Here is a 21,487-nt window from a genome sequence, read left to right as displayed (position 1 = left end):
GCGCATGGAAGACCGGTGTCGCGATCCCTTCCATCCGCGCCTTGATCTGGATCGCCAGGTGCAGCGAGTGGATCCGCGACTGGATGAGATTGCCGCCGTGGAACCATAGCCCCTCCTGCGCGGTCGGCTTCCACATGTTGCGCAGCTCGCCCTCCCAAGGTCCGGGATCCATCGCCGTATCGGAGCCGAGCCCCCAGCATGGACCGATCGCCTCGGCGACTTCCGGAGAGATCAGCATCGCCGCCCAGCCGCTCATCGGCCCATAGCCGGTCGCATAGACGATCACGTCCGCGGGCAGGGCCTCCCCGCTCGAGAGCACGACCTGATTGGGCTCGATCCGTTCCACGCCGACATTGCTGCGAACCTTGATCTCTCCATCCGCGATCAGATCCGACGCGCCGACATCGATATAATAGCCCGAGGCGCGACGCGGATATTTGCCGCCGATCGCCGTCTCGTCCTCGCCGAAATCGATCAGGAAGCCGCTGGCGCGAAGGCGGTCGTAAAAGGCCGCATCCCATTCCTGGATCGCCTGGCAGTTCGCGCGATCGAGCGGCTCGCGCGCTCGAAAGGGCAGCGAGCTGACGAGCAGGTCGGCATCGTCGGTCGTCATGCCGGATTCGACCGCGTCCTCCGAAAAATAGCCGCGGTCCTGCAACACGCGCAGCGACGACGCCTTGATCACCGTGGTCGGCGACCGCTGGATCATCGTCACGTCCGCCTCATTTTCCCACAGATCGGCGGCGATATCATGAGCGGAGTTGTTGGCGCCGATCACGACCGCGCGCTTGCCGGCGAACTGCGCGCCCCCGGGATGGTCGCTCGAATGGAACTGAATCCCCTGAAAGTTTTCCGCGCCGGGAATGGCGGGCACTGCCTTGATGCCCGAGAGGCCGGTCGCGAGGACCAACTGGCGCGGATGCAGCGTGATCGTCTCGCCCCTGCGCTCGACCGTCACGTCCCAGCACCGGTCGCGCGCGTTGAAGGCCGCCGAGCGGCAAATGGTCGCATTCCAGATGTCGAGTTCCATGATCTTCGCATAGGCCTCGAGCCAGTCGCCCATCTTGTCCTTGGGCGTGTAGACCGGCCAGTGATCGGGAAACGGCAGATAGGGCAGATGGTCGATCCACACCGGATCGTGCAGGCACAGCGACTTGTAGCGGCTGCGCCAGGAATCGCCGGGCCTGTCGAGCGCATCGATGACCAGTGCGGGCACGCCGATGCGCTTCATCCGCGCCGCCAGCGCCAGGCCGCCCTGCCCGCCCCCGACGATCAGGCAATAGGGCTGGACCGAATGGCCAAGCGTCGCTGCGATCTGCTCGCGCTCGTCGCTCCAGGTGCGGCGCTCCTTCAGCGCACTGTGCACGGCACCTTCCACCCGGCGGCGCCCCGCCGGCTCCTCGAAGCCCTTGAGCGCAAGCCCCGAGGTCAGCAATGTCCAGCAGCCACCGGCACGCAGGCGGACATAGGCCCGCCCGCGGATCGCACGGGTCTCGAAGTCGAACCAGCCTTCGACCTGCCCGTCGCCCGAAGCGGCCTGACGCACCGCGGAGATCGAGATCGGCCCGACATGACCAGCCTGGCTGCGGACGAGCGCGGCGACGCCATCCGGCTTTTCCACCGTCACGATGTTCCAGGAAAACGCGACCAGATCGCGCCAATAGCTTTCCTCTTCGGAGAACAATGCGGCGACTGCGTCGGCATCGCCCGCGTTGAACGCCTCGACAAAAGCCGCCGTCCAATCCCGAAGCGCCGTACCGTTCGTCACATCCACACCGATCCCCTCCCCACGTGCCCCACTCATCCCAGTCCGCGCGACGGGCAAAGCCGCCCGGCAACGCCCTGACGATACGGGCCTTGCAGGGGCGTTATCGCACTGGAGATGCGCTGCATAATCGCGCTGCGGCATTGTCCAGACGCATGGCGAATAGCGCCCTTTCATGCCGGCGATACCCGCCAGGCAGGGTAGTATGACTAATCATCATCAAACCCGTGTTCCGGGCAATTTAAGCGTTGCTTATCAGTACGTTCGCTCATCAGCATTACATAATGTACGGAAGTCGCCCTGTTGCCGACGCGCCGGTTATGCCCATAGACGTCGCTGCGTACTGCCGAGGCGGGCCGGATGATTTCGACCTCGATCGGTTTCGACAGGAGAATGTCATGACGGTGCAGACCACCGCTTCGCTCGACCAGGCTTCGCAGCCCCTGGCGCTGGACGCCGCGGCCATCCATCCGCTGTTCGGCGCCCGTGTCGAGGGGATCGACCTCTCCGCGCCGCTGGCGCCCGAACAGATCGACCAGGTCCGCGCCGCGATGGACCATTATGGCGTCCTTGTGTTCCCGGACCAGAGCCTCACCGATGAACGGCAGGCCGATTTCGCGCGCCAGTTCGGCACGATCGAGGCCACCCCGACGCTGGTCGACCAGGAGCGGCGGCGGCTGCCGAACATGCAGATCAACGACATCTCGAACCTGGGTGCCGATGGCCGGATCCTGGCAGCGGACGACCGCCGACGCATGTTCAATCTGGGCAATCTGCTGTGGCATAGTGACAGCAGCTTCAAGCCGACGCCGGCCTATTGGTCGATGCTGCATGCGCGCGTCATTCCGCCGCGGGGCGGCGAGACCGAATATATCGATACCCGCGTCGCCTGGGACTATCTGCCTGAAAATCTGAAGGCGCTGACCCGCGATCTGGTCGCTGAACATTCGCTGATCTTCTCGCGCGCGCAACTCGGCTTCGACGAATTCAGCCCGTTGGAAATGGAACGGTGTGCGCCGGTTCCGCAGCGGCTCGTGCGGTATCACGCCGAATCGGGGCGCCTGGCCTTGTATCTGTCGGCCCATATCGGGCGCATCCGGGGCTGGGAGACGCCCGAGGCGACAGCCCTGATCCGTGAGCTGACCGAACATGCGACGCAGCGCCACTTCGTCTATACGCATCGCTGGCGCGTCAACGACCTGGTAATCTGGGACAATCGCTGCACGATGCACCGCGGCATGCGCTATGACGACAAGGTCTACCCGCGCGATCTGCGGCGCGTGACGCTCGAGGATGTCGGCCCGACCCTCGAACAGGCTGCCGCCTGATACTCCCGCACAGGATATCGATCATCGTGAATCACCCTACCGTGACCGAGGCCCTGGTCGCGCGCCTGAGCGAGCGCGGCGTCACCCGCATGTTCGGCGTGCCGGGGGGCGAGTGCAATCTCGACTTCATTGCCGCCGCCGAGGCGGCAGGCATGAAATTCATCCTGACGCGCACCGAGACCGCCGCCGCGATCATGGCGTGCGTCACGGCGGAACTCACCGGTACGCCGGGTGTCGCGATGACGACGCGCGGGCCCGGCCTCGCCGCTGCCGCGAACGGCGTCGCCTATGCCGATCTCGATCGCGTGCCGCTGCTGCTCATCGCGGACGGCTATGAGGACGGGCAGGCCTATATCAGCCACCAGCGCATCGACCAGGCCGCGCTGCTGGCGCCAATGCTGCGCGCGTCTTCCGATCTGCGCGGCGCGGACCCGCTGGCCGAACTCGAGCGCTTGCTCGGCGCCATCGAGGAGCACCCCCACGGCCCCGCCTATCTCGAGGTCGCCGGCTCCTTCATCCGTCGTCCGGCAAGCCCGCCGCCACCAGCCGTGCCGCCCGCGCCCTTTGCGGATCTGGACGACGCGGCGGTCGCGCGGGCACGCGAATTGCTCGGCGACGCCAGGCGTCCGATTCTGATCGCTGGGCTCCAGGCCCGGTCGAGCGCGGCCGGCAACGCGCTGCGCGCCTTCGCCGCCGCCTCGGGCTGTCCGGTGCTGACCACGTACAAGGCAAAGGGCGTGGTGTCCGAACACACGCCGCTCGGCCTCGGCCTTTACGCCGGCGGCGTCGCCGAGGAACCGCTGATCCGCGCGGCCGACCTGATCCTGCTCTATGGATTCGATCCCGTCGAAGGCCCGCCTCAGCCGTGGCGCTATGCCGGCATCCCGACGATCGAGCTGACCGAACACCCGCACGCGCACATACTGGTCGACAGCGACGCGACCCTGATCGGCGACCTGCCGACGGGCCTCGCCGCGCTTGCCGACGCGATGCCGGCACCGGGCTGGAGCGCCGAGGAGCTGGCGACCGCCAAGCAGCGACTCTGGTCGGCCGCGCGCACGCCGACCGGGCCGGGCATCGCGCCGTCGCAGCTGGTCGACGCGGCGATCGCCGCGCTGCCCGGCGACAGCCGCATCACGATCGATGCCGGGGCGCATATGCTGCCGGTGCTGCATCTGTGGCAGTCGCCGGGCCCGAACCTGTCGCTGATCTCGCGCGGGCTCTCCACCATGGGGTTCGCGTTGCCCGCCGCGATCGCGGCGAGCCTGGTCGAGCCGGAAAGGACCACCATCGCCTTCACCGGCGACGGCGGTCTGATGATGTGCCTGGGCGAACTGGGCACGGCCATTCAGGCAGGCGCGACACCGATCGTCGTCCTGTTCAACGATTCGTCGCTGACCCTCATCGGCGAGAAGCAGAAACGACGCCAGCTCGCGACGGCGGGCGTGGATTTCTCGTCCACCGATTTCGCCCGGATCGCCGCCGGTTTCGGCTGGGCCGCGATCCGCGTCGAACGCGTCGAGGAGCTTGCCGATGCCTTCGCCACGGCGCTGGCGGCGCAAGGCCCGGCACTGATCGACGTGGTGATCGACCCGGGCCAGTATGAGGCTCAGATCACCGCGATCCGCGGCTGAAGCTCACCCGGCCAGATAGCCGCCATCGACCGGCAGGACCACACCGGTGATGAAACGCGCCGCGTCCGAGGCGAGGAACACCGCCGCGCCACCGACATCCTCGGGGTCGCCGATCCGCTTCTGCGGCGTACGTGCCATGATCGCCGCCTCGCGCGCTGCGGTCTTTTCCGAATCGGGGACGAGCGACGATTCAACGAAACCCGGTGCGATCGCATTGACGCGGATTCCGTCCGGCCCCCATTCGACCGCCAGCGCCTTGGTCAGCTGCATGACCGCGCCCTTGGACGCGGCATAGGCGGCCGCGTTGCCGGCGGCGACGAAGGAGCGGATCGAGGCGAGGTTGATGACCGCGCCCCGGTTCTCGCGCAGCTGGGCGTGAAAGGCCCGGCACAGGTTGAACGGCCCGGTGACGTTGACCGCCAATGTGCGGGCCCAGTTCCGCGGCGCGTCGGCATCGGTGATCCGGCCGGGCACGATGACACCGGCATTGTTGACCAGGATCGCCAGCGAACCGATCTCCCGCGCCAGCGCCTCGCACGCGGCCTCATCCGACACGTCGAGTTGCCGTCCCGTCGCCCCCCGGCCGATCTCCGCCGCCGCCCGCTCCGCCTCCGCACCGTCCAGATCGACCAGGACCACCCTGGCCCCGGCTTCGGCAAGCGCCGCCGCGATGGCGCGCCCGATACCCCGCGCTGCGCCGGTGACCAGCGCGACCCGCCCCTCCAGAACCATGTAAATCTCCCCAATCTGGCTTCTTGTTACCGGTATCGAATTCGGTTAGGCGCGGCAAGCGCGTGGCTGCGGCTTGTGCAAAACTACCAGTATCGGGAGCCAATCGATGAGCAACGACATGTACGAACGCGGCCTCGCGCTGCGCAAGGAAGTCCTCGGCGCCGACTATGTCGAGCGATCCTTCGCCAATGCCGATGACTTCAGCCGCCCGATCCAGGAGATGTCGACCGAATATTGCTGGGGTAAGGTGTGGAGCCGCGAAGGCCTGTCGCGCCGCGACCGCAGCCTGCTCAACCTCGGCATGATCAGCGCGCTCAACCGGCCGCACGAACTGAAGCTGCACGTCAAGGCGGCGCTGACCAACGGGCTTACTCGCGACGAGATCCGCGAGATCCTGCTGCAGGTCGCGATCTATTGCGGCATGCCCGCCGGGCTCGACTCGACACGTATCGCCCGCGAGGCCTTTGCCGAGGTGGATGCCGGCAAATAGCCTGCATCCGTCCGGCGCTACGGCAATCTCGGCGTCACCGCCGTGGTGAGGCGCACCCGCCAGATGTCTCCCTTCAGCGCTTCGGTGATATAGAGATATCCGTCGTGCACGGTCACGTTGGTGGTGCCCTTGCCGGCTTCGGGCGGCAGTTCGACCCGGCCGAGATAGCGCCCGGTCGGCCCGGCCACGCCGATCGCGCCGTCGCCGAAATTGGCCCACCACAGCCGCCCCTCGGCATCGGTGGTCATCCCGTCGGGCCCCACGCCGCCTTCGGTGCGCAGATAGGTCCAGCTGGTGAGATAGGGCGCCGGCTTGTTCGCCGGCGGCAGCACGATGATGCTCTTGTCTGCATAGAGCCCGACGAACAGCCGCGTCCCGTCAGGCGACAGCGCGATCCCGTTGGGGAAGGGCAGATGATCGGCCAGGATGCGCGGCTCGCTCTTCTCGCCCGGCGGAAGATAGATCACCATGCCATCGGGCTCGAGCCGCGTCGCCGTGACGCGCGCGGTCATGTAGAGCCCGCCATCGCCGTCGAAGACGAGATCATTGGCACCGACGATCGGCTTGCCCTCGACCATCGCGGCCCGCACCGTGAGCGTTCTGGTGCGCGGATCGAAGATCAGCAGCCCGCGCTGCGCATCGGCGACGAACAGACGGCCATCGGGGTGGAAACGCGATCCGTTCGCCTGCCCCTCGGTCTTCGCGACCGTCCGGCATTGGCCGTCGACGACCTGCAGGATGGCGCCGCCGCGATAGTCGACCGTCCACAGCGTCCCGTCGCGATCGAAATTCGGCCCTTCGACGAACACGCCGCACTGCGCGACGCGCTCTACCCGGCACGCGCCGCACAGGGATGCCAGGCCGTTTAGCGTGTCCGACCCGTCTGCGGCGGCGGCGTGCCCCGCGGCAAGCATCGTCGCCATGGCGACCATCTTCCTGACGACGCCCATCCCCATCCAGCCTCTCCTCCCGATTGGCTAGATACCGGTATCAGTCTCCATGTGAGGTAGCAAATGCCCGATCGGCATGATCAAGCACTGGCGCGATGCACGATCTCGAAACCCAGGTCGACGGAGCTGATCGGCAGTTCCTCCTGCCCGACGCGCGCGAGCAGCATCTTCGCGCTGCGCTGCCCGATCTCGTACCGCGGCAGGCGCAGGGCTGTGATCGCCGGGTTGACGAAGCGCATCAGATCGAGGTCATCGAAGCTCGCCAGGGCCAGTCGGCCAGGTACCTTCCAGCCACGCCGGTCGCAATCGAACAGCGCGCCGACGGCCAGCACGTCTCCGGCGCAGAACAGGGCATCGGTATCGGGCATGCTGCGCTGAACATATTCGACGGCCTCGGCACCCCCGACGAATCCGCGCGATACGGCGATGGTCAGGCGCGGATCGAAGGGCCGCCCCAATTCCTCCAGCGCGTCGCGAAACCCGAGTTCGCGCTCGGTCGCGCGCGGATTGTGCGCCAACCCGGCGAAGACGATCCGGCGATATCCCAGCCGCGCGAGATGCAGGGTCATCGCCTTGGAGGCGGCGCGGTTCGAATAGCTGACGACCATGTCGATCGGTTCGGCGGGGATGTCGCCGCTTTCGACGACCGGCACACCCGCCGCGCGAATCATGCGCGCCGCGGTGGCGCTGTGCCGGGTACCGTGCAACACCAGGCCCGCCACGCGCTGCGCGAGGAAAGTCGCGATGACTCGCTCTTCCTCTTCCGCATCATCGCCGCTTTCGGCCACCATCAGCTGGAAACCGGCCGGCCGCAGCACGTCCGAAATGCCCTTCATGGTTTGCGCGAAGATCGAGTTCTCGAGGCTCGGCAGCACTAGCCCGACGATGGTCGAACGGCTCGACGACAGGCTGCGCGCAACGTGATTGTGCACGTATCCGAGGTCGGCAACGGCCTTCTCCACCCTCGTGCGCAAGGCTTCCGTCACCATGTCCGGCTTGTTGAGCGCGCGCGACACGGTCATGCGGGAAACCCCCGCGCGCGCGGCGACTTCGCGCATGCGCACTCCGGTTATCATAGGCGATTTGCTGGCTGGCACGCCAAAGCTCCTGCACTGATCGCGCGACACTAGCAATCGACGATCCGTGCGGTCCAGCGCCGATACGATACGGCTTGTCACGCCATTCCCCTGCCTCTAGAGGCTTGATACCGGTAACTAGATCAGCAGGCGGGAATGGGGACGGCTTCGGGGGCCATATCGCGGTGGGTCGCGGCGACATCGTTCGACGATCTCCCGGCAGACGTCATCGCCAGCACGCGACTGCGCGTGCTCGATGTCATTGGTTTGTCGATCGCGGGCGGGCAGACACCGTTCGGTGCCTCGGTGCGCGCCTCGGCATCGCTCTATCCGGGCGACGAGGCACGGCTATGGGGAAGCGCCGTCAGGACCAGCGTCGCCGGGGCGGCTTTCGTCAACGGCGCGCTGTCCCAGGCGCTCGAATATGACGACACGCACAATGAATCGATCGTGCATATGAGCAGTCCGTCGGTCGCTTCAGCGCTCGCGCTGGGCGAAAGGCTCGGCAGCAGCGGCCGGGACGCCATCGTCGCCGTCGCGATCGGCAACGAGATCAGCGCGCGCGTCGGCAGCGTCACGCCGCAGCAATTCCACAAGCGCGGCTTTCACCCTTCCGGCCTGTTCGCGCCCTTCGGCGTCTGCTGGCTCGCCGGCCGTCTGCTCGGGCTCGACACGGCGCAAATGGCGAACGCGGCAGGGATTACCGGCAGTTTCGCCGCGGGCCTGATCCAGTGCTGGGTGGATGGGACGCAATCAAAATTCCTTCACCCCGGCTGGGCCGCGCAGAGCGGCATCGCCGCGGCAGTGCTCGGCCAGAACGGCGTGACCGGGCCCGCGGAGATATTCGAAGGCCGGTTCGGCCTGTTCGCCTCGCATCTTCAGGACCCGGACAGCGCGCCGGCGTTCGGGCGGCTGACCGACGGGCTCGGCACGCGCTGGGACAGTCGCGACGCCTCGTTCAAGCCCTATCCGGTCGCGCATGTCATCCATCCCTATATCACCGCCGCGCTGCGCCTGCGCGAGCGGCACGCGCTGGCGCCCGACGATATCGCGCGCGTGATCTGCCCCGTCGCGCCCTATATCGTCGGCATCGTGTGCGAGCCCGCCGCGGAGAAGCGCCGCCCGCTGACCGATTCGCACGGCCGGGTCAGCCTGCCCTACACCATCGCCGAGGCGCTGGTGCTGGGGCGCATCGGCAAGCAGGCCTATGCCCCCGCCTCGCTCCGCGACCCCGCGATCCTCGCGCTGACCGACCGCGTCGAGGTCGTGGTCGATCCGGCGATGCCCGGCAGCCAGCAATTCAAGGGAGTGGTCGTGATCGAAACCCGCGACGGCCGCCGACTGGAGGAAGTGGAGGAGCATAATCGCGGATCGGCTCGCAACCCGATGATCGACGCGGAGATCGAAGCCAAGTTTCGCGAGAATGTCGATGGCGTGCTGGACGACGCCCAGGCTGGCCGCATCGTCGACGCCGTGATGCGATTGGACCAGGTCGACAGCGTCTCGGCGATCACCGCGCTGACGGTGCCCGCATGACCGGGCGGTCGCTCGCGGGACGCACCGCGCTCGTCACCGGCTCGCTCGGCGGCCTCGGCCTCGCCATGGTGCGCGGCCTCGCCTCGGCCGGCGCGACGATCGTCCTTTCCGGCATCGAACCGGCGGCCGAGGCGGAGGACAGGCGCGCCGCGCTGGCCGCGGAATTCGCCGTCGAGGCGCGGTATCTCCAGGCCGATCTTGCCCGGTCGGAGGAAGTGTGCTCGCTGATCGAACACGCCTCGGCGATCGGCCCGATCGACATCCTGATCAACAATGCCGTGGTGCGGCATTTCTCCCCGCTCTGCGACTTTCCGCTGGATCGCTGGAACGAAGCGCTGGCGGTGAACCTCACTGCCGCCCTCGTCGCTACTCAGCAGGTGCTCCCCTCGATGCGCGCGCGCAATTATGGGCGCATCTTCAACATGACCTCGGTCTACGGCTCGCGCGCGGTGGTCAACCGGATCGATTACGTGACGACCAAGACCGCGCTGCAAGGCATGACCCGCGCGGTCGCGCTCGAGGTCGCGGGAAGCGGCGTCAGCTGCCATGCGCTCACCCCCGGTTCGGTCCTGACCCCGATATGGGAGGAGCGGGTGACGCGGATGATGCAGGACGAGGGCATCGATCGCGGCACGGCGGAACGGCGCTTTCTGGAGGGCAAGCAGCCCAGCGGTCGGTTCGTCGCCGCGGAAAGCGTTTCGGCGCTCATGCTTCTGCTGTGCGGACCGGTCGGCGAGGACATGAACGGAGCGATTCTGCCGATCGAGGGCGGATGGCTGGCCCGGGCATGAGGGCTGCGACATGGAGAATGGAATGACGACGAGTTCAGTGCTTGGTTTCATTGGTCTGGGCAGCATGGGCAGCGCGATGGCGCCACGACTGGTTGCCGCCGGGCACGATGTCATCGGCTTCGACCGGACCGAGACGGCGTTGGCGACGTTCGTCGCGGCCGGCGGGCGGGGCGCGGAGTCGGTCGAGGCCGTTGCCGCGGGGGCGGATATCGTGTTCGTCAGCCTGCCCACGCCGCAGATAGTGCGGGACGTCGCCGTCTCGCTCGTCGCGGGTGCGCCGCGCATCGTCATCGACCTGTCGACGACTGGCCCGAAGATGGCGGCAGAGGTGGCGAACGAGCTGGCCGGAGCGAACATCGCCTGGGTCGACGCACCGGTGAGCGGCGGACGCGGCGGGGCGCTGGCGGGGCGGCTGTCGCTGATGGTGGCGTGCCCGCCCGGAATCTGGGATGAGGTGCGCCCGCTGCTCGACACGTTCGGCAAGACCTTCCATGTCGGCGACAAGCCGGGTCAGGCGCAGACGATGAAGCTGGTCAACAATTCCCTGTCGGTCGCCGCACTGGTCGCGACGTGCGAGGGCATGGCGATGGGCGTGAAGGCGGGCCTGGACCCGCATGTGATGCTCGACGTGCTCAATGCGTCGAGCGGCCGGAACAGCGCGACCACGGACAAGATGCCGCGCGCCGTGCTGCCGCGCAGCTTCGACTTCGGCTTCGCGACGCAATTGTCGCTGAAGGACATGAAGCTGTGCCTCGACGAAGCCGAGGCGATGGGCGTGCCGATGCTGATGGGCAATACCGCGCGCACCATGCTGACCATCACTCAGGCGCGATTCGGCGGCGACGCGGACTTCACCAACATGGCGCGCGTGGTCGAGGAATGGGCCGGCGTGGAGATCGATGGCAGGCAGGCGCGATGAGCACTGAATCGACCTTCGAAATCCATGCGGTCCGCTACGCCCATCATGATCGCAACGCCGCCGAGAATTTCCTCGGCGGCGATCCTCACGACCTGCCGATGCCGCTGGATTATTTCGTCTGGGCCGTCATCGGACCGCACAAGACCTATATCGTTGATACCGGGTTCGACATGGTCGCCAGCCGGACGCGACAGCGGCGCCTCGTCCGGCCGGTGGAAGAAGGGCTGAGGGCGATCGGGATCGATCACGCGGCGGTCACCGACATCATCATCTCGCACATGCATTTCGACCATGCCGGTAACCGCGAGCTGTTCCCGGCGGCGACCTATCACCTCCAGGACAGCGAAATGGCCTATTGCACCGGCCGGTGCATGTGCCACCCGATGCTCAACCATCCGTTCGAGCCCGCCGACGTGCAATCCATGGTCGGCAAGGTGTTCGACGGGCGCGTCCGCTTCCATGACGGCGACAGCCAGATCGAGCCCGGGTTGACGGTCCACCGCGTCGGCGGCCATTCGCGCGGCCTGCAGATCGTGCGGGTGAAGACGAAGCGCGGCTGGGTGGTGATCGGGTCGGACGCGTCCCATTTCTACGCGAATTTCGAGCAGTATCGGCCGTTCCCGGTCGTCGACAGCGTGGCGGACATGCTCGCCGGCTATGATCGGATGCGGGAGCTCTCCACGACCATCCGCCACATCATTCCCGGCCATGATCCCCTGGTGCTGGATCGCTATCCGCGATCGCTGCCGGGCATCGCCGATATCGTGCGGCTCGACGAGACGCCGACCGACTATTGAGCGAGGGCTTGCCGGTGGACATCGACAGCACGACACCGCGGGGCTGGCGCCAGCTCGACCTGAACGACCCGTTCCTGACGCGCGTCGGGCCGATGTTCATCGCCGATTCCTTCGCCGGCGACGAAAACGAGCCGGCCCGCTTCGCCATCCGGATCGAACCGCATCACTGCAATTTCGCCGGCACCTGCCATGGCGGGATGATCGCGACCATGCTCGACATATCGCTCGGTCGGGGCATGGCGGCGCTGACCGGAGGCGGCCACGCCCCGACCGTCACGCTCACCATCGATTTCATGCGGGCCGCGAACCTCGGCGACTGGCTCGAATCGCGGGTACGGATCCTGCGCCGCACGCGCAGCATGGTGTTCTGCGACGCCCTGCTGATCGGCCCGGCGGGTGCCGTCGCGCGGGCCAATGCGGTATTCAAGCTGCCGGGGCCGCCCCGCCCCGTTACGGGTCACTCGTGAAACCGGACCGTCTCGTCGAGCGCGGCGCGGCCGATGCGGTAGTCCGAGATCGGCGACGTCGGGTCGGAATAACCGAACGAGATGCCGAACAGCAGCTTGAGATCGTCGCCGATGCCGAGCGCGCGGCGCACATCGGCGGCAAACATGCCGAGAAAGGTCTGCGGGATGCCCCCGAGCCCGTGCGCGACCAGCGACAGCAGCAGCGTCTGACCATACATGCCCAGGTCGCCCGCCGCCCGCACACTGTCTCCCACGACGGGCATGAACAGCAAGGCCACATGCGGGGCGTCGAAGAAGGTGAGATTGCGCGCCGCGCTGAACCGACCGTCGCCATGATTTTCGCGAGCGATCCCGAGCGCGGCGAAATAATCCGCTGCCTGCGCGTCACCGCGCTGTCCCGACGCGCCGGGATAATGTTTCCGGTCGAACGAAAAATCGGGCGAGAACTGGCCTCGAGTGAACGCATCGAGCAGTACGGCCGAGAGGCGGTCGCGCGCCGCGCCCGAGACGATATGCGTTTCCCAGGGCTGGGTGTTGCAGTTCGAGGGGGCGAGCTGCGCGTCGGCGAGCACCTCGCGGATGATGCCGTCCGGCACGGGTTGCGGCAAAAAGGCCCGGACGGAGTGGCGCTTGCGCACCACCTCCCCAAAACTCGTCATCGGCTTGCCCTCCTTTGGGATTCACGTCGGATAGAATGAAAGGCGCGGCAATGAACGATCGTCCCATCGCCGTGGTGATCGGCGGCGCCAACGGCATCGGCGCGGCCTGTTGCCGGGTCATGCACGCTCGCGGCTGGGCCATCGTCATCGCCGACCGCGACATCGCCGCCGGCGAGACCCTGGCCGAGGCACTCGGCGGAACCGCCCACACCCTCGACGTGACCGACATCGACGCGATCGAGGCACTCGCCGAGCGGATCGACCGGGATGTCGGTCCGGTAACCGCGCTGGTCGTGTCGTCGGGCATATTCCAGGCGAACGAGCCGATCGAACAATCGCCCGCCGACCTCTTCGACCGGATCATGGCGGTCAATCTGCGCGGCGCCTATCATGCCAACCGAGTCTTCGGCGCGCGCATGGCCGCGCGCGGACGCGGCAGCATCGTCAACATTGCCTCCGTCACCGGCCATGGCTCGACTCCGCTAAATATCTATGGCCCGGGCAAGGCGGCCATCATCAATCTGACCAGGAGCCTCGCCGGCGAATGGGGCCAGCGCGGCGTGCGCGTGAATTCGGTCTCGCCCGGCGTCACGCTCGTCCCACGCATCGTCGAGCGCAAAAGATCGGGCGACCGTTATCCGCCCGATCTCGACGCCCGGATGGCGCTCGGCCGCTGCGTGGAGCCGGCCGAGGTCGCGGAGGTGGTGGAATTCCTCGCATCCGGGCGCGCCTCCGGCGTCACCGGTACCGATCTCGTCGTCGATTGCGGGTGGATGACGGGCAGCCTGTGGGCCGCCTATGGCGGGCTGCGCTAGCACCTGCCCCGCTATCCGGCGGCCGGCACGGTCAACCGCATCAGATCGTCGATCCCTGCGAGGTTCTCGACATCGTCGATCGCCGCGATCATCCGCGCGACCCGTTCCTCGCCCAGCACCGGGTCGCCGAGCAGGTGGACCTTGTGGCGCATCTCCGCGTCGGTCATCGGATAGTCGATCGATCCCTTGGGATGATCGACCTGACTTTCAGCCCGCGCGCCGCCCGAAGTTTCCGCGACCAGATGGCAGGATACGCCGCGCGGGAGCGTATCGTCGGGCACCACCTCGAGCAGATCCGACAGGCGCAGGATCTCGGCGTCGCCGAGCTTCTCGTTCTGATATTGGGGAAAGAACGCCGCGCCCTCGATCAGCGCCACCGCGACCGAATAGGGCAGGCTGACCTGCGCCTCGTGATAGGTCTTTGGTCGCGTGTTGAGATGATAGTGCGCCCAGGTCGGATGGCGGCGCATCGTCATCCTGGTGATCGCCGAGACCGGCTCGGTCAGCTGGCCACGCACCGCCAGCGCGCAATCGATCGCGTTGTGGATCGGGCGCGCGCAGGAATAAGCCTTGTATTCGATGAAGATCGGAAAATCCGAGCCGAGATCCCGCGTCAGCGCGCCGATGTCGTGCGTGTCGCTGAACGCGCGGCAGAAGCCGCGTTCGCCCTCGAAGATCGTCGCGGTGCCGGTGAAGCCGAGTCTCGCCATCTGGGCGGCGGTTACTCCGTTGCGCGCCGCCGGGCCCGGGTTGAAGCGTTTCTGCATCGACGGCCCGTACATCTCCATCAGCCCCGACGCCTGCGCCCCCGCGAGCCCGAGCGCGGAAACCGTCTGCGCCTCGTCCAGCTTCATCAGCCGCGCGGCGGCGATCGTCGCGCCGAACACGCCGCAGGTCGGCGTGGTGTGATAGCCGCGGTCGCGCAGCGAGAAGTTGGTCGCGTTGCTGGCCCGCGCCATCATCTCGCACCCGGCGACGACCGCGGCGATAAACTCCTCCCCGCTCGATCGCTCACGCTCCGCCGCCGCCAGCGCCGCCGACACGATCGGCGGGCTGAAATGGAACAGCGCCAGGATGTCGACATCGTCGAGCTCGATCGAATGGGAGGCGATGGCGTTGGCCAGCGCGGCATGGACCGCTGGAACGCGGGCACCGCTGCCAATGATCGTCGCCTCCGCACGACCCCCCACCTCTTCCGCGAACGCGGCCGACGCCCGGCCGCTGCCGGTCTGGCTGCCGCCAAGCGCGACGCCCAGATAATCGCGCACCAGCGCCTTGCAGTCGGCGATGAGGCGTACCGGAATGTCGCTCGCCTTCAGGTTCACGAAATGATGGGCTAGCGCCTCGGCGACCGTCTCACGCATTATTGTCCCCCTTTGATGACGTGAATGAAGCCCGCCGGTCAGGCCGGGATCGGATCGACATCGAGGCGCACCACGATGCCCTCCAGTTCGGGCGCGGCCGCCGGATAGCGTCGCATCACCAGCGGATCATGTCCCGGCACGATGTGATCGATGCTCGGCGCGAGCGCGCGCAGCCGGTCGAAAGCCGCCATCATGTCCCCGACGTTGAACGCGCGCGTGAAGGGCCGGTACTGGTCGAGATTCTCGTAGAAATGGGATGCGTCGGACGCGACGACCACCCAGCCGCGCCGGGTATGGACCGTCACGAACTGCAGCCCGTCGGTATGCCCGCCGGTGCGGTGCACGCGGATGCCGGGCGCGACCTCGCCCTCCCCGTCATAATGCACGACGCGTTGCGCGAAATTCAGCCGGATGATGTCGCAGACATCCTCGGGCTCATAACCATGCGAGATGCCGTGATACTGCATGTGGCGCCCGGCCACGAAGTGCATCTCGGGTTCCTGGATGTGAAATCGCGCGTTCGGGAATTTCTCGAAATTGCCCGCATGATCATAATGGAGATGCGTGATGATCACGTCGCGCACCTCGGTCGCGTCAATGCCGATCAGCGCCAGCGCCTCGACCGGGCAGCGCAGATAGTCCCGCTTGCGTTTTGCGCCCACCTCGGCGGTGAAGCCCATGTCGATCACGAAGCTTCGCTCGGCCCCGACCGCGACCCAGATGAAATAATCCATCGGCATCGGCGCATCATGCGGATCGCCACCGATGAAGTGATCGCGCCGCCGCGCGGCCCGTGTGGCATAACGCAGGGCGTAGAGGGCGTAGTCGGGCAACGCGCTCATCGGATCAGGCCGCTACCGGCTCTGGCGCAGGGACGAGGGCCCGCCCCTCCATGATCCGCCGCGCGGTGCGCCCAAGCGTCGCGCGGTGCACGATATGGGTCTGGCCGTCCCGCGCGATCACCGTCTCGGTCTCGATCACGCCCGCCGGGTGGCCGATCCGCACCTCGGTCGCATCGCGCCTGCGCGCAATTTCATGGACGATCGTCCCCGGCAGCCGGCTCGCCACGCCGGTGCAGACCGTGCTGGTGCCAGCATAGGTCTTGTGCGTCTGCTGCATGAACATCAGGCGGGAAACGAGATCGACATCCTCCGCCGCGACCGCCTTCCCGGTCTGGTCGATGCGATAGGATTGCGGCGCGCCGACCATGCCGAGCAGCGGCGTCGCCGGGCTCTCGGCCGCCGAACGGGCGGGATCGGCGATCATCCCCATCCGGTGCGCCGCGACGCCCCGGATCGTCTCGAGCAGGCCGCGCAATTGCCCGTCGGCGTCGATCCGCGCCGCCGTCTCCGTGCCGGTCAACCCGACATCGGACGCGCGAATGAAGACATGGGCGTTGCCGATATCGACCAGYGACGCCTCGATCGGACCGTGACCGGGGATATCGAACCGGTCGACCGGATTGCCGGTCGGCAGCAGGCGCCCAGTCGCGCCGCCGGCCGTATCCGAAAAGTCGATCAGGATGCGTGCGCCGCTGCCGGGAACGCCGGGGACGACATAATCGCCCCTGACCACCGGATAGCCGTCCACGACCGGCACCTCGATCGTCAGCACGCGATTCAGGTTGGTGTTGAACACGCGCACCTTCGCGCAGGGCGCGGTCGCCGGCACCAGCCCTTCCTCGATCGCGAACAGGCCGACCGCTGCCGAGATGTTCCCGCACAGGCTGTGCCAGTCGATCTCCGGCCGTTCGATCTCGACCTGCCCGAAGGTGTAGGTCAGGTCCGTGCCCGGCACCCGGGGCGGGCCGATGATCGCGAGCTTGCTCGTCAGCGGGTCAGCGCCGGCGATGCCGTCGATCTGACGCCGGTCGGGCGAGCCGAAGATGCCCAGGATCGCGCGCTCGCGCGCGACGGCATCCGTGGGCAGGTCGCCCTCCCTCACGAACACCGCGCGGCTGGTGCCGCCGCGCATCACCACGCACGGATAGGACAGCAGTTCGGGAGATGACGGCATCGCGATTCGCTTACCGACAAAGGGACGCGGGCATGGACATGGGATACCGGTAACCGAGTGCCGCGAGCCGCAGCTAATAACTTGCCGATGTGGTCGATACGATTTTGGGCATTGCGCGTCGTGCCGCCAGACGCGCTTCGAGGGGCATGCGACGGGAGAAAATGCGATGATCGGGAGCAGCGGGGGGATCGGCTTTATCGGCCTTGGAGTGATGGGAGAGCCGATGTGCCGGCATCTCGCCATCAAGAGCGGGATGAACGTCACCGGCTATGATCTCGCAAACGACCCGCTCGAGCGCCTGGCCGATGTCGGCGTCGTGAAGGCAGACACGATCGCCGACCTGGTGCGCGACGCGACGATCATCTTCGTTTCGTTGCCGAGCGGCAGGCATCTGGAGGAAGTTTGCAGCGGCGATGACGGCATATTGGCCAATGCGCGCAGTGGGCAGACCTTTGTCGATCTCGGGACCAGCCCGCTCGATATCACCCGACGCCTGGCGGAAGCGTTTGCCGCCCGGGGCGCCCGCTACGCCGACGCGCCGGTCGCGCGGACCCGCGCCGCTGCCGAACTGGGTACATTGGCGATAACCGTCGGCGCTACTCCCCAATTATTCACGATGATCGAACCGCTGCTGCGCTGCTTCGCCGCCGAGGTTACGCACTGCGGCCCGGTCGGCGCCGGACAGGTCGTCAAGATTCTCAACAATATGGTGGTGGTCGGCACGGTAATCGCCTTGTCGGAGGCCGCGGCGATCGCGAAGGGGACAGGCATCGACGCGACGACGTTGTTCGAAACCTTCGTCAAGGGATCGGCAGACAGCTTCGCGCTGCGGAACCACGGGTTGAAGGCCGTCGCGCCGGGCGCCTTTCCGGAACGCGTCTTCCCGACCGACTATATGCTCAAGGATATCGGCTATGCGCTGGCAATGGCCGGCGACGTCGGCATCGACGTGCCCGGCGCCGATTATGCCCGCACCTTGCTCGAGCGGGCATCGAGCGAGGGCCTCGGCGCGGCCTATTGGCCCGTGATCTCCACCTTCTACCGCCCGGCCGACTGAGCGGGCGCCGCGCCGGTCAGGCCGGTTTCATCACCTCGCGGAAGTCGTTGAGCGCGGCTTTCGCGGCCTGGCGCAGGAAGCCGAGGTCGGACGCGACCATCATCGCCGTCACTCCCAGGTCGATCAGCCATTTGGCCTCGTCGCTCTTCATCGACTGGACCACGGCGGAGACCGGCTTGCCATGTGCCCTGGCGACCTCGATCACCCGCTCGACCGCGTCCTTCAGCGTCGGCACGGGGTCCGTCGCGTTGCTGAGCGAGAGGCCGAGATCGCCGCGCCCGAGGAACAGCGCATCGACCCCCTCGACCGCCGCGATATCGTCGATCACGTCGAGCGCCTGCCGGTCCTCGATCATGCAGATGACGGTCGAGGTCTCATCGGCATAGCGATAATTGTCGGCCCCCCGCGCGCCATATTCGCCACCGCGGCTCGCTCCCGCGCCGCGCACCCCGCCATGATAACGCGCCCAGGATGCCACCGCGCGCGCCTTCTCCGCCGAATCGACATGCGGGCACATGATGCCGATCGCGCCGTCATCGAGCACCGACAACACGCTGTTCGCGTCAGGCCGCGCGATTCGCACCAGGCCCGCCGTGCCGAACGCGCGCGCGGCGAGCAGCGCGGTGTCGAGCGTCACGCGATCCCAGGGCGCATGTTCCTCGTCGAGCATGACGAAATCGAAGCCGTCCAGGCCAAGCACCTCGGTATTCTGAGGTGCCGGCACCTTCATGAACGTGCCGATCAGCGGTTCGCCGGCGAGAAGCCGGGCGCGGAACTGGCGGGGATCGGGGCGAGTGGCATCCATTCTTGTCTCTCCTGGATTGATGCGGCGCAATCCGGCCAGGCCTTTCGCGGCCGGCGCGAGGCCTCGTCGCCGTGCGTAACGAGCGTCGTTGAAAAATCGGTCGGCGGGGCGATCACCAGCGATCGCCCCGCCGGATCACGGCATCGGATAATCGTCGGCGTTGAGTACCCAGCCGGCCTTTTCGGAAAAATCGACGCGCGGCGGGCTGAAGATGTCGATCAGATGGCAGGGCGGCTCCGGCAGCGCCTGCGACGTGTGGATCGCGGGCGGCGGGATGACGGTCATCGACGGCGCGGTGACGCGGATCGCGGCGTCGTCGCGCCAGATCGACTTGTTGGGCACCCAGGGCCAGCGCAGATAATGCATGTAATCGCCCTGCAGGGTGAGCGAGCATTGCTCGAAATCGTCGTGGAAGTGCGGCGACATCTTGTTGGGGTCGCGCGGCTCCATCATGACCGGGATCAGGTTGATCATCATGTTGGTCGAGCGATAGATGACTCCGAACCGCCCCGGCGTGACGGGCACGTCGATGGGATAGAGGCGCAGCTTGAATCCGTCGGCCGGCGTGGGCCATGGCTCGAACGGCGGGATGTTCGGATGCGGCCGGGCATAGCTTTCCGCATTATGGCTCTTTGCCGCCAGATCGGGCGCGAGCGAGCTGAACAGGCGCAGGACCAGCCCGCCTTCCTTCACGACGATTTTGCTGTCGCCCGGCGGGATGATCGCGAGCTGATAGCTGACGTCGGACGCGCTGCCATTGTCGGTCTCGATGTCGACGCGGGTATGCCGTTCCGGGAAGAACGCCATATATTCGTCGGGCTGGCCCGAGCGCGACAGCACCGCGCCGGCCTCGGCCTCCGTATAGGACAGGATGAAATTCTGCCCGCGGCCGTACCAGGTCTTGAAGCCTTCGCCCGTTTCCTGCGGGGGGATGTCGTGAAACTCGATCACCTCCGCGCCCGCAAAGTCGGTGATCGGCGCCTTTGGCGCATCCGCCTTGGCCGTGGTCATGGTCGACCTCGGATCCTTCAGGTCATACATCGTCCGGGTCTCCTCTCGTCATTGGGTCCGGCGGTGCGGGATCATGGCGCCCGCCGGCCCGAGTCCGTCATCGGCAAACCCGACGCCTCGGGTCTTCCTGCCGATTGGCGCAAGCATACAAGGTCGAACGCCGCTTGCGAGCCGGGAGAAGCGGCTGGACTATCGTAAATGCGCAAGCTGTAGAAGGACGATGCATGCTTGGCGCCGGTCAGCCATGCGTCGGGAACAACGCCGGCCCCAGTTCGTCGACGACCTGCGACAGGACGGTTTCCGCATCGCGCGCCACCTTTCCCCACAGGGCGAAACCATGGAGCTGGCGCGAATAGGGCAGCAAACGCGTCGGCACCCCGGCGGCGCGCAGGCGCTCGGCATAAGCCTGTCCCTCATCGTGCAGCGGATCGAACCCGCAGGTGACGACGAGCGCAGGCGGCAGATCGTCGAGGCGCGCGGCATGGAGCGGCGACGCGCGCCAGTCGGCCGGATCGGCGGCGCCGAGATACTGGTCGCGGAACCAGCGCATCGTCTCGGCGGTCAGCAGATAGCCGGACGCGTTGCGGCGATAGGAATCGCTGGTCATCGAACAATCCGTCACCGGGTAGAGCAGGATCTGGGAGCGGAGCGCCGGGCCGCCCCGGTCGCGCGCCAGCAGCGCGCACACCGCCGCCAGGTTGCCACCGGCGGAATCCCCCGCAACCGCGACCCGATCGGCGCTCAGCCCGAGGGCGGCCGACTGATCCACGAGCCATTGCAGCGCGAAGAAACTGTCGTCGACCGCCGCCGGGAAAGGGTGTTCGGGCGCCAGGCGATAGTCCACCGCCGCGACCGCGATGCCAAGGCGGCAGGCGAGCGACGCGCAAAGGGCGTCGCCGGTCTCGATATCGCCGAGCACCCAGCCACCGCCGTGATAATAGACCAGCAAGGGCATGACGGCGTCGGCCGGCAGCCCGGGCGGGCGGTACAGACGGATCGGAATCGGACCGCCCGGCCCCGGCGCGGCGATATCCCGCACCAGCGTCGCCGGAGGCTCGGCGCCGAGCGCCAGCCGGGCGGCGCGCATCGCCGCACGCGCCTCCGCCAGGCCGAGTTCGTGCATCGGCCGCCGCCCCGCCGCCGCGGCCATGTCCAGCACAGCCTGGGCGTCGGGGTCGATGGCGATGTCGCCTTCCTTCGTCATCATACCCACCCCGGCTTTCGCTGTCTTGTGACCGGTACCTAGACGGGCCCGTCCGGCCTTCGCAAGGCGGC

Annotated in this window: 21 protein-coding genes; 10 read left to right on the top strand and 11 right to left on the bottom strand. The window is 67.2% G+C overall.

Annotation, left to right across the window (positions count from 1 at the left end):
* The coding region (locus tag AC1DX5_RS21540) for an NAD(P)/FAD-dependent oxidoreductase (RefSeq protein WP_478017312.1) at positions 1-1,768 on the bottom strand (1,768 nt) is incomplete at its 3' end.
* A gap of 395 nt (positions 1,769-2,163) precedes the next feature.
* Here AC1DX5_RS21540 and AC1DX5_RS21535 point away from each other — a divergent pair.
* Together AC1DX5_RS21535 and AC1DX5_RS21530 are read left to right on the top strand one after the other, a co-directional pair.
* The gene (locus AC1DX5_RS21535) at positions 2,164-3,093 is read left to right on the top strand and encodes a TauD/TfdA dioxygenase family protein (RefSeq protein ID WP_478017311.1); all 930 of its coding nucleotides are present in this window, start codon (positions 2,164-2,166) and stop codon (positions 3,091-3,093) included.
* Positions 3,094-3,119: 26 nt separating this feature from the next.
* Positions 3,120-4,727 (top strand): thiamine pyrophosphate-binding protein, encoded by a 1,608-nt coding sequence (locus AC1DX5_RS21530; RefSeq protein WP_478017310.1) that lies wholly within the window; start codon positions 3,120-3,122, stop codon positions 4,725-4,727.
* A gap of 3 nt (positions 4,728-4,730) precedes the next feature.
* Here AC1DX5_RS21530 and AC1DX5_RS21525 read toward each other — a convergent pair whose 3' ends face one another.
* Entirely contained in the window at positions 4,731-5,459 is a 729-nt protein-coding gene (locus AC1DX5_RS21525) for an SDR family NAD(P)-dependent oxidoreductase (protein ID WP_478017309.1), read from the bottom strand.
* A 106-nt stretch (positions 5,460-5,565) separates the two neighbouring features.
* Here AC1DX5_RS21525 and AC1DX5_RS21520 point away from each other — a divergent pair, with 106 nt between their 5' ends.
* Positions 5,566-5,949, top strand: coding sequence for a carboxymuconolactone decarboxylase family protein (locus tag AC1DX5_RS21520; protein WP_478017308.1), 384 nt, complete (start codon positions 5,566-5,568; stop codon positions 5,947-5,949).
* 17 nt (positions 5,950-5,966) lie between these two features.
* Here AC1DX5_RS21520 and AC1DX5_RS21515 read toward each other — a convergent pair whose 3' ends face one another.
* Entirely contained in the window at positions 5,967-6,905 is a 939-nt protein-coding gene (locus AC1DX5_RS21515; protein ID WP_478017307.1) for an SMP-30/gluconolactonase/LRE family protein, read from the bottom strand.
* A 74-nt stretch (positions 6,906-6,979) separates the two neighbouring features.
* Complete coding sequence (locus tag AC1DX5_RS21510; protein ID WP_465170367.1) at positions 6,980-7,957, bottom strand: LacI family DNA-binding transcriptional regulator; 978 nt, start codon at positions 7,955-7,957, stop codon at positions 6,980-6,982.
* A 174-nt stretch (positions 7,958-8,131) separates the two neighbouring features.
* Here AC1DX5_RS21510 and AC1DX5_RS21505 point away from each other — a divergent pair, with 174 nt between their 5' ends.
* The 5 genes from AC1DX5_RS21505 to AC1DX5_RS21485 are packed head-to-tail and all read left to right on the top strand — an operon-like array spanning position 8,132 to position 12,485.
* Positions 8,132-9,511: an MmgE/PrpD family protein gene (locus tag AC1DX5_RS21505; protein WP_478017306.1), complete on the top strand. Its 1,380-nt coding sequence runs from the start codon at positions 8,132-8,134 to the stop codon at positions 9,509-9,511.
* Positions 9,508-10,302, top strand: coding sequence for an SDR family NAD(P)-dependent oxidoreductase (locus tag AC1DX5_RS21500; RefSeq protein WP_465170370.1), 795 nt, complete (start codon positions 9,508-9,510; stop codon positions 10,300-10,302). Before AC1DX5_RS21505 ends, AC1DX5_RS21500 begins: the two co-directional genes overlap by 4 nt.
* A gap of 22 nt (positions 10,303-10,324) precedes the next feature.
* Positions 10,325-11,221 carry an NAD(P)-dependent oxidoreductase gene (locus AC1DX5_RS21495; protein WP_478017305.1) on the top strand — a complete coding sequence of 299 codons (897 nt, stop codon included), beginning with the start codon at positions 10,325-10,327 and terminating at the stop codon, positions 11,219-11,221.
* Positions 11,218-12,018 (top strand): N-acyl homoserine lactonase family protein, encoded by an 801-nt coding sequence (locus tag AC1DX5_RS21490; protein ID WP_465170372.1) that lies wholly within the window; start codon positions 11,218-11,220, stop codon positions 12,016-12,018. Before AC1DX5_RS21495 ends, AC1DX5_RS21490 begins: the two co-directional genes overlap by 4 nt.
* A 14-nt stretch (positions 12,019-12,032) precedes the next feature.
* The gene (locus tag AC1DX5_RS21485) at positions 12,033-12,485 is read left to right on the top strand and encodes a PaaI family thioesterase (protein WP_478017314.1); all 453 of its coding nucleotides are present in this window, start codon (positions 12,033-12,035) and stop codon (positions 12,483-12,485) included.
* On the opposite strand, the gene AC1DX5_RS21480 is transcribed toward AC1DX5_RS21485, so the two are convergent.
* Positions 12,476-13,144: a nitroreductase gene (locus AC1DX5_RS21480; protein WP_478017304.1), complete on the bottom strand. Its 669-nt coding sequence runs from the start codon at positions 13,142-13,144 to the stop codon at positions 12,476-12,478. The genes AC1DX5_RS21485 and AC1DX5_RS21480 overlap by 10 nt on opposite strands.
* A 50-nt stretch (positions 13,145-13,194) precedes the next feature.
* Between AC1DX5_RS21480 and AC1DX5_RS21475 the strand changes: the two genes are divergently transcribed.
* Complete coding sequence (locus AC1DX5_RS21475; RefSeq protein ID WP_465170374.1) at positions 13,195-13,959, top strand: SDR family NAD(P)-dependent oxidoreductase; 765 nt, start codon at positions 13,195-13,197, stop codon at positions 13,957-13,959.
* Positions 13,960-13,970: 11 nt separating this feature from the next.
* Here the strand turns inward: AC1DX5_RS21475 and AC1DX5_RS21470 are convergent, their stop codons facing one another.
* From AC1DX5_RS21470 to AC1DX5_RS21460, 3 genes are read right to left on the bottom strand one after another with little or no spacing between them, the layout of a single operon-like run.
* The gene (locus tag AC1DX5_RS21470) at positions 13,971-15,323 is read right to left on the bottom strand and encodes an MmgE/PrpD family protein (protein WP_478017303.1); all 1,353 of its coding nucleotides are present in this window, start codon (positions 15,321-15,323) and stop codon (positions 13,971-13,973) included.
* Positions 15,324-15,361: 38 nt separating this feature from the next.
* Positions 15,362-16,165, bottom strand: coding sequence for an N-acyl homoserine lactonase family protein (locus AC1DX5_RS21465; protein ID WP_465181612.1), 804 nt, complete (start codon positions 16,163-16,165; stop codon positions 15,362-15,364).
* Positions 16,166-16,169: 4 nt separating this feature from the next.
* Positions 16,170-17,339 (bottom strand): PrpF domain-containing protein, encoded by a 1,170-nt coding sequence (locus AC1DX5_RS21460; protein ID WP_478017302.1) that lies wholly within the window; start codon positions 17,337-17,339, stop codon positions 16,170-16,172.
* A gap of 166 nt (positions 17,340-17,505) precedes the next feature.
* Here AC1DX5_RS21460 and AC1DX5_RS21455 point away from each other — a divergent pair, with 166 nt between their 5' ends.
* On the top strand, positions 17,506-18,396 hold the full coding sequence (locus tag AC1DX5_RS21455) for an NAD(P)-dependent oxidoreductase (RefSeq protein ID WP_478017301.1): 891 nt from the start codon (positions 17,506-17,508) through the stop codon (positions 18,394-18,396).
* Between the two features lie 16 nt (positions 18,397-18,412).
* On the opposite strand, the gene AC1DX5_RS21450 is transcribed toward AC1DX5_RS21455, so the two are convergent.
* The 3 genes from AC1DX5_RS21450 to AC1DX5_RS21440 form a co-directional block, all read right to left on the bottom strand.
* Complete coding sequence (locus tag AC1DX5_RS21450) at positions 18,413-19,201, bottom strand: HpcH/HpaI aldolase family protein (RefSeq protein WP_478017300.1); 789 nt, start codon at positions 19,199-19,201, stop codon at positions 18,413-18,415.
* 135 nt (positions 19,202-19,336) lie between these two features.
* Entirely contained in the window at positions 19,337-20,242 is a 906-nt protein-coding gene (locus AC1DX5_RS21445) for a hypothetical protein (protein WP_478017299.1), read from the bottom strand.
* Between the two features lie 208 nt (positions 20,243-20,450).
* Entirely contained in the window at positions 20,451-21,419 is a 969-nt protein-coding gene (locus AC1DX5_RS21440) for an alpha/beta hydrolase (protein WP_478017313.1), read from the bottom strand.
* Positions 21,420-21,487 lie beyond the last annotated feature (68 nt).

The sequence above is a fragment of the Sphingomonas sp. P2_B6 genome (assembly GCF_056404755.1).
This window is presented reverse-complemented; position numbering and strand designations above follow the sequence as displayed.

Bases quoted from the DNA above. Each gene is read 5' to 3' on its own strand.
- AC1DX5_RS21500 (WP_465170370.1), top strand. From the start codon at position 9,508: ATGACCGGGCGGTCGCTCGCGGGACGCACCGCGCTCGTCACCGGCTCG.
- AC1DX5_RS21505 (WP_478017306.1), top strand. From the start codon at position 8,132: ATGGGGACGGCTTCGGGGGCCATATCGCGGTGGGTCGCGGCGACATCG.
- AC1DX5_RS21455 (WP_478017301.1), top strand. From the start codon at position 17,506: ATGATCGGGAGCAGCGGGGGGATCGGCTTTATCGGCCTTGGAGTGATG.
- AC1DX5_RS21450 (WP_478017300.1), bottom strand. From the start codon at position 19,201: ATGGATGCCACTCGCCCCGATCCCCGCCAGTTCCGCGCCCGGCTTCTC.
- AC1DX5_RS21510 (WP_465170367.1), bottom strand. From the start codon at position 7,957: ATGCGCGAAGTCGCCGCGCGCGCGGGGGTTTCCCGCATGACCGTGTCG.
- AC1DX5_RS21480 (WP_478017304.1), bottom strand. From the start codon at position 13,144: ATGACGAGTTTTGGGGAGGTGGTGCGCAAGCGCCACTCCGTCCGGGCC.
- AC1DX5_RS21475 (WP_465170374.1), top strand. From the start codon at position 13,195: ATGAACGATCGTCCCATCGCCGTGGTGATCGGCGGCGCCAACGGCATC.
- AC1DX5_RS21535 (WP_478017311.1), top strand. From the start codon at position 2,164: ATGACGGTGCAGACCACCGCTTCGCTCGACCAGGCTTCGCAGCCCCTG.
- AC1DX5_RS21445 (WP_478017299.1), bottom strand. From the start codon at position 20,242: ATGTATGACCTGAAGGATCCGAGGTCGACCATGACCACGGCCAAGGCG.
- AC1DX5_RS21440 (WP_478017313.1), bottom strand. From the start codon at position 21,419: ATGATGACGAAGGAAGGCGACATCGCCATCGACCCCGACGCCCAGGCT.
- AC1DX5_RS21525 (WP_478017309.1), bottom strand. From the start codon at position 5,459: ATGGTTCTGGAGGGGCGGGTCGCGCTGGTCACCGGCGCAGCGCGGGGT.
- AC1DX5_RS21515 (WP_478017307.1), bottom strand. From the start codon at position 6,905: ATGGGGATGGGCGTCGTCAGGAAGATGGTCGCCATGGCGACGATGCTT.
- AC1DX5_RS21490 (WP_465170372.1), top strand. From the start codon at position 11,218: ATGAGCACTGAATCGACCTTCGAAATCCATGCGGTCCGCTACGCCCAT.
- AC1DX5_RS21470 (WP_478017303.1), bottom strand. From the start codon at position 15,323: ATGCGTGAGACGGTCGCCGAGGCGCTAGCCCATCATTTCGTGAACCTG.
- AC1DX5_RS21465 (WP_465181612.1), bottom strand. From the start codon at position 16,165: ATGAGCGCGTTGCCCGACTACGCCCTCTACGCCCTGCGTTATGCCACA.
- AC1DX5_RS21520 (WP_478017308.1), top strand. From the start codon at position 5,566: ATGAGCAACGACATGTACGAACGCGGCCTCGCGCTGCGCAAGGAAGTC.
- AC1DX5_RS21495 (WP_478017305.1), top strand. From the start codon at position 10,325: ATGACGACGAGTTCAGTGCTTGGTTTCATTGGTCTGGGCAGCATGGGC.